This is a genomic window from Streptomyces sp. NPDC015345 (genome assembly GCF_043078805.1).
Classification (GTDB): domain Bacteria; phylum Actinomycetota; class Actinomycetes; order Streptomycetales; family Streptomycetaceae; genus Streptomyces.
Window position 1 is genome coordinate 140,971 of sequence record NZ_JBIBTX010000010.1, and the last position, 13,781, is coordinate 154,751.

General features: G+C 72.3%; 12 protein-coding genes. 6 read left to right on the forward strand and 6 right to left on the reverse strand.

All coding sequences use genetic code 11. The features are described from left to right. Nucleotides 1–104: 104 nt before the first annotated feature. The gene (locus tag ACF062_RS33570; RefSeq protein ID WP_392143363.1) at nt 105–1,460 is read left to right on the forward strand and encodes a dipeptidase; all 1,356 of its coding nucleotides are present in this window, start codon (nt 105–107) and stop codon (nt 1,458–1,460) included. A 3-nt stretch (nt 1,461–1,463) separates the two neighbouring features. Here the strand turns inward: ACF062_RS33570 and ACF062_RS33575 are convergent, their stop codons facing one another. Then, nucleotides 1,464–2,597: an NUDIX domain-containing protein gene (locus ACF062_RS33575; protein WP_392143364.1), complete on the reverse strand. Its 1,134-nt coding sequence runs from the start codon at nt 2,595–2,597 to the stop codon at nt 1,464–1,466. 294 nt (nt 2,598–2,891) lie between these two features. Between ACF062_RS33575 and ACF062_RS33580 the strand changes: the two genes are divergently transcribed. Both ACF062_RS33580 and ACF062_RS33585 read left to right on the forward strand, forming a co-directional pair. After that, on the forward strand, nt 2,892–3,269 hold the full coding sequence (locus ACF062_RS33580; RefSeq protein ID WP_392143365.1) for an STAS domain-containing protein: 378 nt from the start codon (nt 2,892–2,894) through the stop codon (nt 3,267–3,269). 87 nt (nt 3,270–3,356) lie between these two features. After that, on the forward strand, nt 3,357–3,548 hold the full coding sequence (locus ACF062_RS33585; RefSeq protein WP_392143366.1) for a CsbD family protein: 192 nt from the start codon (nt 3,357–3,359) through the stop codon (nt 3,546–3,548). Between the two features lie 92 nt (nt 3,549–3,640). Here the strand turns inward: ACF062_RS33585 and ACF062_RS33590 are convergent, their stop codons facing one another. Continuing rightward, complete coding sequence (locus ACF062_RS33590; protein WP_392143367.1) at nt 3,641–4,252, reverse strand: DUF4352 domain-containing protein; 612 nt, start codon at nt 4,250–4,252, stop codon at nt 3,641–3,643. Between the two features lie 172 nt (nt 4,253–4,424). Here ACF062_RS33590 and ACF062_RS33595 point away from each other — a divergent pair, with 172 nt between their 5' ends. Then, nucleotides 4,425–4,799: a hypothetical protein gene (locus ACF062_RS33595; RefSeq protein ID WP_392143368.1), complete on the forward strand. Its 375-nt coding sequence runs from the start codon at nt 4,425–4,427 to the stop codon at nt 4,797–4,799. Between the two features lie 275 nt (nt 4,800–5,074). Further along, nucleotides 5,075–7,147 carry an NPCBM/NEW2 domain-containing protein gene (locus ACF062_RS33600; RefSeq protein ID WP_392143369.1) on the forward strand — a complete coding sequence of 691 codons (2,073 nt, stop codon included), beginning with the start codon at nt 5,075–5,077 and terminating at the stop codon, nt 7,145–7,147. Between the two features lie 425 nt (nt 7,148–7,572). Here ACF062_RS33600 and ACF062_RS33605 read toward each other — a convergent pair whose 3' ends face one another. Then, on the reverse strand, nt 7,573–8,541 hold the full coding sequence (locus ACF062_RS33605) for an ROK family protein (RefSeq protein WP_392143370.1): 969 nt from the start codon (nt 8,539–8,541) through the stop codon (nt 7,573–7,575). Nucleotides 8,542–8,703: 162 nt separating this feature from the next. Between ACF062_RS33605 and ACF062_RS33610 the strand changes: the two genes are divergently transcribed. Continuing rightward, a complete protein-coding gene (locus ACF062_RS33610) occupies nt 8,704–9,771 on the forward strand; it encodes a LacI family DNA-binding transcriptional regulator (protein ID WP_392143371.1) in 1,068 nt (355 codons plus the stop codon). Nucleotides 9,772–9,902: 131 nt separating this feature from the next. Here ACF062_RS33610 and ACF062_RS33615 read toward each other — a convergent pair whose 3' ends face one another. The 3 genes from ACF062_RS33615 to ACF062_RS33625 form a co-directional block, all read right to left on the reverse strand. Then, nucleotides 9,903–10,391, reverse strand: coding sequence for a hypothetical protein (locus ACF062_RS33615; protein WP_392143372.1), 489 nt, complete (start codon nt 10,389–10,391; stop codon nt 9,903–9,905). Between the two features lie 4 nt (nt 10,392–10,395). After that, the gene (locus tag ACF062_RS33620; RefSeq protein ID WP_392143373.1) at nt 10,396–12,177 is read right to left on the reverse strand and encodes a protein kinase; all 1,782 of its coding nucleotides are present in this window, start codon (nt 12,175–12,177) and stop codon (nt 10,396–10,398) included. Nucleotides 12,178–12,252: 75 nt separating this feature from the next. After that, nucleotides 12,253–13,545 carry a DUF6986 family protein gene (locus tag ACF062_RS33625; RefSeq protein ID WP_392143374.1) on the reverse strand — a complete coding sequence of 431 codons (1,293 nt, stop codon included), beginning with the start codon at nt 13,543–13,545 and terminating at the stop codon, nt 12,253–12,255. Nucleotides 13,546–13,781 lie beyond the last annotated feature (236 nt).

Genomic DNA, 13,781 nt, shown 5'->3' on the forward strand with positions numbered 1-13,781 from the left:
CCGCGCTTTCCCCAGGCATCCTACGGCGGAGGTCCCGGGGGCCCTCCTGTGGGAGGATCACATGCACCCGCATCTATAACGTCGCATCCACGAGGAGCGTGCCCATGTCGCCGCATCCGATCGCCGAGACCGTCGCCTCGCTCATGCCGAGGGCGAAGGCGGAGCTCACCGAACTGGTGGCCTTCAAGTCGGTGGCGGACTTCGCGCAGTTCCCGAAGAGCGAGAGCGAGGCCGCCGCCAACTGGGTGGCGAACGCGCTGCGCGCCGAGGGCTTCCAGGACGTCGCGCTGCTCGACACCCCGGACGGCACCCAGTCCGTGTACGGCTTCCTGCCGGGCCCCGAGGGCGCGCCGACCGTCCTGCTGTACGCGCACTACGACGTGCAGCCGCCGCTCGACGAGGCCGCGTGGGCGACCCCGCCGTTCGAGCTGACCGAGCGCGACGGCCGCTGGTACGGGCGGGGCAGCGCCGACTGCAAGGGCGGCGTCATCATGCACCTGCTCGCGCTGCGCGCCCTGAAGGCGAACGGCGGCGTCCCGGTGAGCGTCAAGGTGATCGCGGAGGGCTCGGAGGAGCAGGGCACGGGCGGCCTCGAGCGGTACGCGGAGGCACACCCCGAGCTGCTCGCGGCCGACACGATCGTCATCGGTGACGCGGGCAACTTCCGGGTCGGCCTGCCGACGGTCACGTCGACGCTGCGCGGCATGACCCTCGTACGCGTCAGTGTCGACACTCTTGAGGGGAACCTGCACTCGGGGCAGTTCGGCGGCGCCGCCCCGGACGCGCTGGCGGCGCTGGTGCGCGTCCTCGACTCGCTGCGCGCCGAGGACGGCTCGACGAAGGTCGACGGGCTCACGGGCGACGCCGTGTGGGACGGGCTTCAGTACGAAGAGGACGCCTTCCGCAAGGACGCCAAGGTGCTCGACGGTGTGCGGCTGATCGGCGAGGGCACGGTCGCCGACCGGATCTGGGCGCGCCCCGCCGTCACCGTGCTCGGCATCGACTGCCCGCCGGTGGTCGGCGCGACGCCGTCCGTGCAGGCGAGCGCGCGGGCGCTGATCAGCCTGCGGGTGCCGCCGGGCGTGGACGCCGCCGAGGCGACGAAGCTGCTCCAGGCCCACCTGGAGGCGCACACGCCGTGGGGCGCGCGGGTGCACACGGAGCAGATCGGCCAGGGCCAGCCGTTCCGCGCGGACACCACGAGCCCGGCGTACGCGGCGATGGCCGAGGCGATGGGCGAGGCCTATCCCGGCCAGGAGATGCAGTACGCGGGCCAGGGCGGCTCGATCCCGCTCTGCAACACCCTCGCGGCGCTCTACCCGCGCGCGGAGATCCTGCTGATCGGTCTGAGCGAGCCCGAGGCGCAGATCCATGCCGTGAACGAGAGCGTGTCGCCCGAGGAACTGGAGCGCCTCTCGGTCACCGAGGCGCTGTTCCTTCAGAAGTACGCCGCGCGCTGACGGCTACCCCCCGGACGGAGTGCCGTCCAGGGGGACGCCCGCCTCCAGGTAGAGCGCCGCGCCGCGCTCGCGTGCGCGCAGCGCCCAGCGGAGCCGTTCGTAGCGCACCGAGGGCAGCAGGCCGGCGGCTTCCTGTTCGGTGACGAAGCGCCAGTCGCGCAGTTCGGGGCCGGGCAGCAGCATGCGCTCGGCCTCGGCGCCGTCGAGCCGTCCGCCGTCGAAGAGGAACCGCATCCCTCCGTAGCCGGGCGGTTTCGGCGGCTCCCAGTCGGCGACCAGCAGGCGGAGTTCGTCGGAGAGCTGGATGCCGGTCTCCTCGGCGACCTCGCGTACGCCCGCGCGGGCGGGGGCCTCGCCGGGTTCGACGACACCGCCGGGGAACTCCCAGCCGGCCTTGTAGGTGGGGTCGACGAGCAGTACCCGGTCCTGTTCGTCGAAGAGCAGCACCCCCGCGGCGAGGGTCTCCGCGGTGGGCTCCGGTGTCTGCACGATGTCGCAGGCCGGGGCGGATCCGGTGCGCACGGCGTCGGCGAGGAGCACGGCGGTCTCGCGGGGGCTCAGGGCGCTGGTGTCGACGCGGTGGGCGTCGGCGCCGAGCCAGCCGGCCAGGGCCGCGCGGTACGGCTCGATGTGGTCGAACGACCACTGGCGTACGCGCCGGTCACCGTCGCGCGGGTCACCGGCGCGCAGGTCGCCCTCGGGCAGGTCGCCGCCTGGCAGATCGGCGTCCGGCAGGTTGGCGTCCGGTAGGTCCGGCGACGTCTCGCGGCCGGATATTCGCTCCCGCAGGATCGTTTCGTCGGGGGTGAGCACGATGTGCCGCACGGGGATCCTGCGCGCGGCGAGGCCGCCGAAGATCTCGTCGCGGTACTCCTGACGCAGCAGTGTCATCGGCACCACGAGGACGCCGCCGACCTCGGCGAGCAGCGCGGCCGCCGTGTCGACGACGAGGCGGCGCCAGATCGGCAGGTCCTGGTAGTCGCTCACCTCGGCGAGACGCTTGGGCGGCAGCAGGTGGGGCAGCGCGCCGCCGATGACCTCGGGGTCGAAGAACGTGCTGTTCGGGATCAGCTCGATCAGTTCCCGTGCGGCGCTGGTCTTGCCCGCACCGAACGCGCCGTTGATCCAGACGATCACGGTTTCCCCCTCTTCCGTCGGCCCCCTGTGGCTTGCCCGCAACACCCTGCCATGGAAACCAGGCGCTGATGGATGAGCGGTTTGCGCCACATACACCTGTCAAGCAGCCCGCTTTATTTTCACCCGATTGCATGACGCTGCGTTTTCATGAATCGTTCCCGCGCCCCGGAGCGGCCTCGCCCCGGCTAGCGTGACCCGCCAGGAGCCCCAGCCCTCGGCGCCCTGGGAGCACTGGCATGCCCGGTGCGTCGTCCCCCCCAGGGGGAGTCGGCGCCGGCGCTGGGGAGGGGATTGATGCGGCAGAACGAATTGAGCGAGAACACGCACGAGGGCTTCGCCCATTCGCCGCGCGTGTACGGGCTCGAACGCGCCATCGTGATCGAGTTGTGCGGCGAGATCGACCTGGTGGCCTGTCAGCGGCTGGCCCCACTGGTCGACGCCGTGGCCGCGGGCCCGGAGCCGATCGTGGTCGTCGATCTGAGCGAGGTCGAGTTCTTTGACTGCTCCGGCATCTCCTTGCTGATGCGCGCCCACCGCAAGGTGAGCGACAGAGACGGCCTGCTGCGCGTCGTCTGCGCCGAGCCGCTGACTCTGCGCATGCTGCGCCTGACACACCTCAGCGCGCATCTGTCCCCCGCGCCGACCGTGGGGGCGGCGCTGCTCACGTCGTAGTCACGCTGCGCGACGCTTGAGCGAGCGTGCCATGCCTCCCCGACTTACGTTGGCCGGGTAAGCCCCCCACCAGACGCAGGAGTAGCCATGGGTGACAAAGGCGGCATGGACAAGCTGAAGGGCAAGGCCAAGCAGATGACCGGCAAGGCCACCGGTGACAAGCGCCGCGAGGCCGAGGGCAGGACGGACCGGACCAAGGGCGAGGCCAAGGACGCCATGGAGTCCGCCCGCGACAAGGCCCACGGCATGAAGGACTCGCTGAAGCGGGACGATTCCTGACGGTTCCCAAGGCCTCGGTTCGGCCTTGCGGCGTGCCGCGCCCCCGCCCCGAGCGGGGGCGCGGCCGCGGCCGGCGGTGCCCCCGCGCCGGACTACTTCAGCTTCCACTCCCCTGACTGATCGGCCATGCCGGAGTCCATCGTGAACTGCGCCGTCGTGGCCGTGACTCCCTTCGGGACCTCGACGACGACCCAGCCGAGAGCCTTCGCGCCCGGCTTGAGGCGCACGCCGGAGGACAAGGACGGACCGGCGGTGATGTCGGCGAACGTCGTCTGGAACTGCTGGCCGTCGGCGTCGGTGACCTGGATGCCGTTCTGCGGGCTGTCGGCGTACGCTTTGGTGCCGGTGTTGACGAGCCGGAACTGCAGCCCCAGCCAGCGCTTGCCCTTCTCCGGGACGCTGTACTCGTCGCCCGACTTGGCGTTGTCGGCGACCTTGACCAGCGTGACGTCGAGCCCGCTGCCCTCCTCCAGGCCGGTCACGGCGACGGTGTCACCGATCCCTGCGTCCTGATCCGCCTTGGCCTTTGCCTTGGCGGCCGGCTTGCCCTCGGAGGACGTGTCGTCGCTCTTGGACCCGTCGGCAGAGGCGGCCGCCTTTGGCTTGGTGTTGACGTCCTTGTCCGTGGAGCCGCAGGCGGTGGTGACGGTGAGCGCGCCGACCGCGAGGACGGTGGCGGCGATGCTTGTGGCGCGGATGCGCATGTTCCCCCCAGGGATGAATGAGTTCACGTGAAGGACACGTGAACTCCGTGCAGGGTTGTACAGGACATGCGTTCGATCCGCGTATCCGTAAGTCCACCCCGCGGCGCCTCTTTCGCACATACGATCACCTCCGGCCTCCAGGGGGGAGGCCATCGCCATGAAGGAGGGGACCATGACCGGAGTTTCCAGACGTACTCTGCTGGGTTACTCGGGTTCGGCCGCGGCCGGTGCCGTCGTCGCGTCGTCGGGTTCGGCGCAGGCCGCCGAGAGCCAGGCCACCGGCGCTCAGGCCGCCGCGGCCCGGACGGCGGACGCGGAACAGGCTTCTGCGGTCGAGTGGCCGTTCGGGGGTGAGTTCTCGGGAAGCAGCAGCCTCGGCGCCGCCGACGCCTCGATGAGGGTGAAGTTCAGCCTGGAGATCGAGAACGCGCCGTCCGGCCAGAACATCACGCCGCTGGACATCGCCGACGCGATCAACAAGATGGCCGAGGCGCGCGGTTGGCCCCGGATCCAGTTCCACGGCATGGTGAGAACCCCGCTGAACTGAAGCTGAACTGAAAGACGCCCTGCCTGAATAGCCGGCCTGTCCGCGATGCCCCCGCTCTGTACGCAGGCGGGGGCATCGCGCTGCCCGCCGCGACCGGCAAGGGGGTAGTACGTCATGTCGGCACACGCCAAGATGTGGCATGGACACGCACGTCCGTGCGAGGGCACCGCCCCCCTGCACTACGCGCACGTCCGCGTGACGCTCAGCGCTTCGTGACACACAAGGCCTCAAGACACGCAAGGCTTCATCTTCCGCGAGTACGGAGGAACGTAACGATGCGTCATATGCCACCCCCCGCCATCCGCCGAAGAGTGCTCGGATCACTCGCCGCCGTCGTGCTGTGCGCCGGAGGGCTCGCCGCTCCGGCCGCCGCACGTGACACCGGAGAGCGGCCCGCCGCCGAGCGCGTCGCCGCCGAACGCGCCGCCGAGCCCGCCGTGAAGCTTCCGGACGGGTTGGCGCTCACCCCGCCCATGGGGTTCAACAACTGGAATTCCACGCACTGCCGTGCCGAGTTCGACGAGGCGATGGTCAAGGGGATCGCCGACATCTTCGTCGAAAAGGGCCTCAAGGACGCCGGATACCAGTACGTCAACCTGGACGACTGCTGGGCGCTGCCGGAGCGTGACGCCAACGGCAAGTTGGTGCCCGACCCCAAGCGTTTCCCCGACGGCATCAAGGCGGTCGCGGACTACGTCCACTCCAAGGGGCTGAAGTTCGGCATCTACACCAGCGCCGGTACGAAGACCTGCAACGTCGCCGGTTTCCCCGGCGCGCTCGGTCATGAGCGCAGCGACGCCCAGCAGTTCGCGGACTGGGGTGTCGACTACCTCAAGTACGACAACTGCAACAACCAGGGCGTGGACGCCAAGAAGCGGTACACCGCGATGCGTGACGCGCTCAAGGCCGCCTCCGAGACCACCGGCAGGCCCATCGTCTACAGCATCTGCGAGTGGGGCGAGAACAAGCCGTGGGAGTGGGCCGCGGACGTCGGCCACCTGTGGCGCACCACCGGGGACATCAGCGACAGCTGGTCCTCCATGCTGTCGATCATGAAGCAGAACCTGCCGCTCGACGCGTACGCGGGTCCGGGGCACTGGAACGACCCGGACATGCTGGAGGTCGGCAACGGCGGCATGACCGACACCGAGTACCGCACGCACTTCTCGATGTGGTCGATCATGGCCGCGCCGCTGCTCATCGGGTCCGACCTGCGCAAGGCCTCCCCGGAGACCTTCGAGATCCTCGGCAACAGGGAAGTCATCGCCGTCGACCAGGATCCGCTGGGCAAGCAGGGCAAGGTCCTCTCCTCCGAGAACGGCCGCTGGGTCGTCGCCAAGGAGATGAAGGACGGCAGCCGGGCCGTCGCCCTCTTCAACGAAACGGGGAGCGCGCAGACCGTCTCCACGACGGCGAAGGCGGTCGGCCTGCCCGACGCCACCGCGTACACGATGCGGGACCTGTGGCGGCACAAGAGCCACCACACGGCGGGCAGGATCGCGGCGACCGTCCCCGCGCACGGCACCGTGCTGCTGCGGGTGTCGGCCGACGGCAAGTGGTCCGAGCACCCGCCCGCCGTCGAACTCGGCCTGACCGGCGGCGACTTCTTCGAGACCGGCAAGGGCACGCCGCTGACCACCGAGGTCACCAACCTCGGCCGCGTACCGGCACGCCACGTGACGGCCTCGGTCAAGGCACCCGGCGACTGGCGGACGAAGGCGACCTCGCCGACCACCGCGCGGTCACTGTCGCCCGGCAAGACCCTGCGCACCTCGTGGCAGGTGACCGCACCGCCGGGCGCGACCCCGGGGACGTACGACGTGAAAATCGCGGCAGCCTACCGCTCCCCCACGGGCACACGCACCGACAACGTCCTGCCGCTCACCTCGCGGGTGGTGGTCGCACCACCCTCGGGCGCCTCGGCGCTCGGCGAGCTGCCGTGGCTCTCGATGAACAACGGCTGGGGCCCCGCTGAGCGGAACACCAGCAACGGCGAGGGCGCGGCCGGTGACGGCAAGCCGATCACCATCGGCGGAAAGGTGTACGCCAAGGGGCTCGGCGTACACGCCGCGAGCGAGGTCACGTTCTACGCCGGCCGGGCCTGCGAGAAGGTCACGGCGGACGTCGGCGTCGACGACGAGACCCGCACCGACGGCACGATCGCCTTCGAGATCTGGGCGGACGGCGAAAAGGCGGCATCGACCGGCGTACTCACCAACGCCATGCCCGCCCAGCCGATCTCCGCGGACGTGAGCGGCGCCCAGGTCGTCCGCCTGGTCGTCACCGATGGCGGCGACGGAATCTACGCGGACCATGGCGACTGGGCGGAGGCGACGCTGAGCTGCTGAGGCGGGGTTAGGGGTTGGGGTTGGGGCGGCACGGGCGTCCGGCCTCAGGGCACGCACAGACGAGGGCTGCTTGGGCGCGGGCCCCCGGTCTCAGGCACTCGCGCCCGACGGCTACCTGGCGCCCGGACGTCCGGGCCGAGTGCCGCGCCTTCGGGCATCGCGGTTCCCCACGTCTGGCCGTCACGGCGCATCGGCGCCTGCCTGGCGGCCTCGCCGAATGCGCCGCGTGCGGGCATCGGCAACGGTGCCGGCGGGGCAGGCCCGTGTCTCATCGGCATGGTTCGCGCCCGCGTCCCGCCCACGCGGGCTCGGCCGCCGCACTCCTGCACGGCGCGACCCCTCACGCAGACGCGAGGCATCGCTCGCCCGTCCGCGCCGGGCCAGGCCGGGCGGCCCTCCCTCTCCGCCCTCCGCAGCCGCCCCCTTCAGCCCCCCACCCCCGACCGCACCCCCACCGCCCCGCTCGACGCACCCCCGAGCGCCGCCGCCGCAGCGCCGACCAGGCCCGCGTCCGTGCCCGTCAAGGCGGGGGTCACCGTCAGGCGGCGTACGAAGGAGAGCGTGGCGTAGTCGCGCAGAGCCCGGCGCAGCGGTGTGAAGAGGATGTCGCCCGCCTTCGCCACTCCCCCGCCGATCACCGCGATGTCGATCTCGACGAGCGTGGCCGTGGCGGCGATCCCGGCGGCCAGTGCCTGGGCCGCCCGTTCGAAGGAGGCGAGGGCCACGGGGTCACCCGCGCGGGCGGCGTTCGCCACGGCCGCGGCCGAGGTGTCGCCGTCGGGGCCCGGCCGCCAGCCGTTCTCCACGGCGCGGCGCGCGATGTTCGGGCCGCTCGCCATGCGCTCGACGCAGCCGCGCGCACCGCACGGGCAGAGATCGCCGTCGAGGTCCACGCTGATGTGACCGATGTGGCCCGCGTTCCCCGTGGGGCCCGGGTGCAGCTTGCCGCCGAGGACGAGGCCGCCGCCGACGCCGGTCGAGACGACCATGCACAGCGCGTTGTCATGACCGCGGGCCGCGCCCTGCCAGTGCTCGGCCGCGGTCATCGCCACACCGTCGCCGACCAGCTCGACGGGGAGCCCGCCGGTCACCGCGCGGACCCGCTCCACCAGCGGATAGCCGCGCCAGCCGGGGACGTTGACCGGGCTGACCGTGCCGGCCGACGCGTCCACCGGGCCCGCACTGCCGATGCCGACGGCCGCGACCCGGCCCCACCGCTCACCGGAGGTCAGCTCGCCGAGGACCTCCTCGACCGCCCGCATCACCGTGTCACCGTCCTCGCGCGCGGGCGTGGGCCGCTGGGCACGGAGCAGGATGCGCCCCCGCCCGTCCACCAGGGCGCCGGCGATCTTGGTGCCGCCGATGTCGAGTGCGGCGACGAGGTCCATGTGCATCTGTGTCGGGTCTCCTGTGTAAGGGCAGGCCGGAGAGTGCGAAGGTCAGTCTCCCCCGCATCTGACAACGTTGTCCAGGGCCTATGCTCGACGCCACGGCTTCAAGGGCGGCCCCAGGCCCGCCTCGCCTCATAGGAACCGCATAAGACCTCACAAGAATCCGTGGACGACAGGACAGGACAGCGCACCGTGGCCCAGACCGCCGCCCGACGACCCGACAACCGCTACGGCAACCGTCCGACCATGAAGGATGTCGCGGCCCGCGCGGGAGTCGGCCTGAAGACGGTCTCGCGCGTCGTGAACGGCGAGCCGGGCGTCACCCCCGACACCGAACGCCGCGTCCAGGAGGCCATCGAGGCCCTGGGCTTCCGCCGCAACGACAGCGCGCGCGTCCTGCGCAAGGGCCGCACCGCCAGCATCGGCCTGGTCCTGGAGGATCTCGCGGACCCCTTCTACGGCCCGCTGAGCCGCGCCGTCGAGGAGGTCGCGCGGGCGCACGGCGCGCTGCTCATCAACGGCTCTAGCGCCGAGGACCCGGACCGCGAGCAGGAGTTGGTGCTCGCGCTGTGCGCACGCCGGGTCGATGGGCTCGTCATCATCCCGGCCGGTGACGACCACCGCTATCTGGAGCCCGAGATCGCCGCCGGGGTCGCGACCGTCTTCGTGGACCGGCCGGCCGGGAAGATCGACGCCGACGTGGTGCTCTCCGACAGCTTCGGCGGCGCGCGGGACGGCGTCGCCCACCTCATCGCGCACGGCCACCGCCGGATCGGGTTCATCGGTGACCAGCCGCGCATCCACACCGCCATAGAGCGGCTGCGCGGCTACCGCGCCGCGATGGAGGACGCCGGCATCCCGGTCGACGAGGCGTGGATGTCGCTGGGGGTCACCGATCCGCGGCGGGTCCGCGCGGCGGCCGAGGCGATGCTCTCCGGTCCCGAGCCGGTCACGGCGGTCTTCGCGGGCAACAACCGCGTGACCGTCACGGTCGTCCGGGTGCTGGCCGCCCTCGACCGGCCTGTGGCCCTGGTGGGCTTCGACGACATCGAGCTGGCGGATCTGCTGGAGCCCGGCGTGACCGTCGTCGCGCAGGACGCGGCGCAGCTGGGCAGGACGGCCGCCGAGCGGCTGTTCCGGCAACTCGACGGCGCGTCCGGGCCTCCGGAGCGGGTCGAGCTGCCGACGCGGCTCATCACACGCGGGTCGGGAGAGCTGCCGCCCGCCGGCTGAGCGCCTGCCCCGGGACCCTGCCCCGCCACTCGAACAACAGAAGACGACCGCCGGCCCAACCCACCGAATCCAGAGCCCCGAAGCTGCCGCCCGCCGGCTGAGCGCATGCCCCCGGGACCCTGCCCCGCCACTCAGGGCCAGAACGCGATCGCGAGCCCGAGCAGCGTGGTCAGGGCCACGAGTCCGCCGAGGGCGTCGGCGACCAGCGCGATCTTCTCGGTGGCGGGCTTCAGTTCCCGCCACCCCAGCTCCTCGGCGACGCCCCGGATCAAGCGGCGGCCGTCGGCGGAGGAGAAGGCATGCCGCTCGGAGCCGTCCAGGGAGCGGCTCCACGTGCGGTACCGTACCCGGCCGCTCTCGACGCTCGTCCGCGTCGTTCCGAACGGTCCTTGCCGCTTGGTGCGGACCACGTCCGTGAGGGTGAAGGTGCCTGCGGCGGGACGCAGGGCGACCCGGTGGGTGTGCACCTGGGTGACGCGTCGCCCGCCCGCCCGCGGGACATCCACGGTCAGGTCGAACCCCGGCTCCGTCCGCCGGAAGCGGTAGGGCGTGCCGGTGGTCGCGGCCTCGGCACGGGCGCGCAGCTCGTCGGCGGCGTGCGCGCCGGAGGGTTCGTTCATGGCTTCAGCAGGTGGGCAGGCCGGGGACCGGCTTGTCGTTGTCGCCGCCCTTGATGTAGACGTCGCTGACGAAGACGTTCGTGTTGCCGCTGTCGTCGTCCGTCTTCGCCCACCAGACGTTCGTCCACTCGCCGTGCGTCTCGCGGCGGCCGAGGTTCTGTTGGCAGTAGAAGTAGTTCGTGCCCGCGTTCAGGGTGCCCGCCTCGGCGCCGGACGCGGTGTACGACTTCGCGGTGCGCCACACCGAGCAGTTGTACTTGCCGCCGCCGATGGGGTGGCACACCGGGTCCTCGGCGGAGCCGCCCCCGCCGCCCGGCTTGCTTCCGCCGGTCGGCTTGGAGGTGGGGTCGGGGCGCGACGCGGGCTCGTCCCGGTCCTTGCCGTCCTCGGCGCTCCCGCCCTTGTCCGCACCGCCCTTGTCCCGGTCCGAGGCGTCGGTGCCGTCCTTGCCCGCGTCCTTGGAGCGCTGCGCGTCCGGCTCTCGGGACTTCTTGTCGTCGCGCTCCGACGGCTCGGGGCGCTTCGACCCGTCTCCGAGGGGGCCGCGGCTGCCGTCGTCCTCGGTCGATCCGGGGCCTCCGGGCGCCGCGTCCTCGCGCGTCCGGCCACCGCCGTCGTCCTTGCCGCCGAAGTGGGCGACGGCCGCGCCGGTCACCGCGAGGACCACGGCCACGGCGGCCGCGGCGAGCAACACCCCGCCGCGACGCGGGCGTTGCGTGGAGCGCGTCTCCCCGAGGCGGACGGGCGGCGGTCCCTGCGGCGCCCCGAAAGGCGGCGTGGGCGAAGGGTGCGCGGGCGAAGGATGCGCGGCCGAAGGGTGCGCGGTTGAAGGCGGCGGCCCGAAGCCCGGCGGCGGGGTGCTCGGGATGCTGCGCTCGGTGCCCGGGTGCGGCCCGGGTGCGGCCCCGAACGCCTGCGCGCCGCCGGGCCCGAGGGCCGCCACACCGGCGAGCAGCCGCCGCGCCTCTTCCGCGTCGGGACGCGCCTCGGGGTCCTTGTCCATGAGCCGGCGCAGTACGGGGGCCAGCGCCCCGGAGCGCCGCGGCTCGGGCAGCGGGTCGGCGACGATGGCGGTGAGCGTGGACCACGTCGACGTACGGCGGAAGGGCGAGGAGCCTTCGACGGCGGCGTACAGCGTCGCGCCGAGCGCCCAGACGTCCGAGGCGGGGCCGGGGTCGTGGCCCTGGGCGCGCTCGGGCGCCAAGTAGTCCAGGGAGCCGACCAGTTCGCCGCTGCGCGTGAGGTGGGTGGCCGAGCCGTCGCCGGGGTCCTCCATCGTGGCGATGCCGAAGTCGGTCAGGACGACGCGGCCGCCGGTCTCCAGCAGGATGTTGCCTGGCTTCACGTCGCGGTGCAGAACACCCACGCGGTGCGCCGCGGCGAGGGCCTCCATGACCTTGGCGCCGATGGCCGCCGCCTCGCCGGGGCCGAGGGCGCCGCGCTCGCGCAGCACGTCGTCGAGGGACGGGCCGTCGACGAGCTCCATGACGATGAGCGGCCGCCCGTCGACCTCCGCCACGTCGTGCACGGCGACGACTCCCGGATGCCGCACGCGCGCGGCGGCGCGGGCCTCGCGCTGCATCCGCAGCCGCAGGTCGGCCAGTTCCGGCCCGGCCGCGTCCGTGTACGTGCGCAGTTCCTTCACCGCGACCTCGCGGTGCAGCACCTCGTCGACCGCGCGCCATACGACGCCCATGCCGCCGCGGCCGAGCTGTGCCAGCACGCGATAGCGCCCGGCGAGGAGCCTGCCCGCCTCGCCCGTCTGTTCCTGATCCCCCGAAGACACCGCTGCCCCGTCCCTGCGACACCACTTTCCGTGGCGTACAGACTACGGGGCAGCGATGACAGTACGCGCCGGGTGTTACTTGCCCGATCCCGTGAGGTCGCCCCGGCGCGGGCCCGCGAAGCCCTGGAGGCGGGCCAGGGTCAGGCCGGTGAGCCGGGTGACCTCGCCCGCGTCGAGGGCGCCGCAGTCCAAGCCGCGCAGCAGGTAGCCGGCGAGGGCCTTGGCGGTGGCGGGCTCGTCGGCCACGCCGCCGCCCTCGTGGTGACCGGCGTAAGCGGCCAGGCGCTTGGCGGCGGCCTCGAAGCCCTCGCGGTAGAACGCGAAGACGGCGGCGTAGCGGGTCGGGATGTGGCCGGGGTGCATGTCCCAGCCCTGGTAGTAGGCGCGGGCCAGGGCGCGCCGGGTGAGGCCGTAGTGCAGCCGCCAGGCGTCGTGAACCTGCTCGGCGGTGCCGACGGGCAGGACGTTGGTGGAGCCGTCGGAGACGCGGACGCCGGTGCCGGCGGCGGCGACCTGCATGACGGCCTTGGCGTGGTCGGCGGCCGGGTGGTCGCTCGCCTGGTAGGCGGCGCTCACGTGCAGACAGGCGCTGTAGTCGAAGGTGCCGTAGTGCAGGCCGGTGGCGCGGCCCTCGGCGGCCTGGATCATGCGGGCGACGGCGGCGGTGCCGTCGGTGGCGAGGATGGACTGGCTGGTCTCGATCTGGATCTCGAAGCCGATCCGGCCCGGCTCCAGGCCGCGCGCCTTCTCGAACTCCTCCAGGAGGCGCACCATCGCGGTGACCTGCTCGGGGTAGGTCACCTTGGGCAGTGTCAGGACGAGCCCGTCGGGCAGGCCGCCCGCCTCCATGAGGCCGGACAGGAAGATGTCGAGGGTGCGGATGCCCCGGTCGCGTACGGCTTGCTCCATGCACTTCATGCGGATGCCCATGTACGGGGCGGCGGTGCCGTTCTTGTACGCCTCGGCGATCAGGCGTGCCGCGCGGGCGGCGTCCTGGTCCTCGTCGGCGCCCTTGTAGCCGTCCTCGAAGTCGACGCGGAGGTCTTCGACGGGCTCGCGCTCCAGCTTGGTGCGTACGCGCGTGTAGACGGCTTCGGCGAGGTCGTCCGTGAGGCCGAGGACGGCGGCGAAGGAGGCGGCGTCCGGGGCGTGTTCGTCGAGCATCGCCAGGGCCTTGTCGCCCCAGGTGCGGATGGTGTCGGCGGCGAACTGCTCGCCGGGGACGTAGACGGTGTGGACGGGCTGGCGGGTGCCGGGGTCTCCGGGGTAGCGGCGCTCCAGCTCCGCGTCCACGGGGGCGAGGGAAGCGCTGATGCCCTCGCTGACCGCGCCGGCGAGGCTCGTCGCCACCTTCTCTTGCTGACCCATTCCCGCATCCTCCACACAGTCGGTGCCGCGCCCGGCAGTTTCCGCTTCACGGAATCAAGAATCCGTATAGCGAAGTTATCTGCGACCTTCTTCCCGGTCAACACTTTCCCGTGTCCTGCATCCGTAGCCGACCGCGCGGGATCACGCGTGTCCCGGGCCCGCTCGGCGGCCGGTGCGGACAGTCTGTGGCCCACATACTCCCCGCGCCCCCGGCGCCGGCCGCGCGGGCTGAACTC

Excerpts from the sequence above, each read along its gene's own strand:
- ACF062_RS33570 (WP_392143363.1), top strand. The coding sequence starts at position 105 with ATGTCGCCGCATCCGATCGCCGAGACCGTCGCCTCGCTCATGCCGAGG.
- ACF062_RS33580 (WP_392143365.1), top strand. The coding sequence starts at position 2,892 with ATGCGGCAGAACGAATTGAGCGAGAACACGCACGAGGGCTTCGCCCAT.
- ACF062_RS33585 (WP_392143366.1), top strand. The coding sequence starts at position 3,357 with ATGGGTGACAAAGGCGGCATGGACAAGCTGAAGGGCAAGGCCAAGCAG.
- ACF062_RS33590 (WP_392143367.1), bottom strand. The coding sequence starts at position 4,252 with ATGCGCATCCGCGCCACAAGCATCGCCGCCACCGTCCTCGCGGTCGGC.
- ACF062_RS33595 (WP_392143368.1), top strand. The coding sequence starts at position 4,425 with ATGACCGGAGTTTCCAGACGTACTCTGCTGGGTTACTCGGGTTCGGCC.
- ACF062_RS33600 (WP_392143369.1), top strand. The coding sequence starts at position 5,075 with ATGCGTCATATGCCACCCCCCGCCATCCGCCGAAGAGTGCTCGGATCA.
- ACF062_RS33605 (WP_392143370.1), bottom strand. The coding sequence starts at position 8,541 with ATGCACATGGACCTCGTCGCCGCACTCGACATCGGCGGCACCAAGATC.
- ACF062_RS33615 (WP_392143372.1), bottom strand. The coding sequence starts at position 10,391 with ATGAACGAACCCTCCGGCGCGCACGCCGCCGACGAGCTGCGCGCCCGT.
- ACF062_RS33625 (WP_392143374.1), bottom strand. The coding sequence starts at position 13,545 with ATGGGTCAGCAAGAGAAGGTGGCGACGAGCCTCGCCGGCGCGGTCAGC.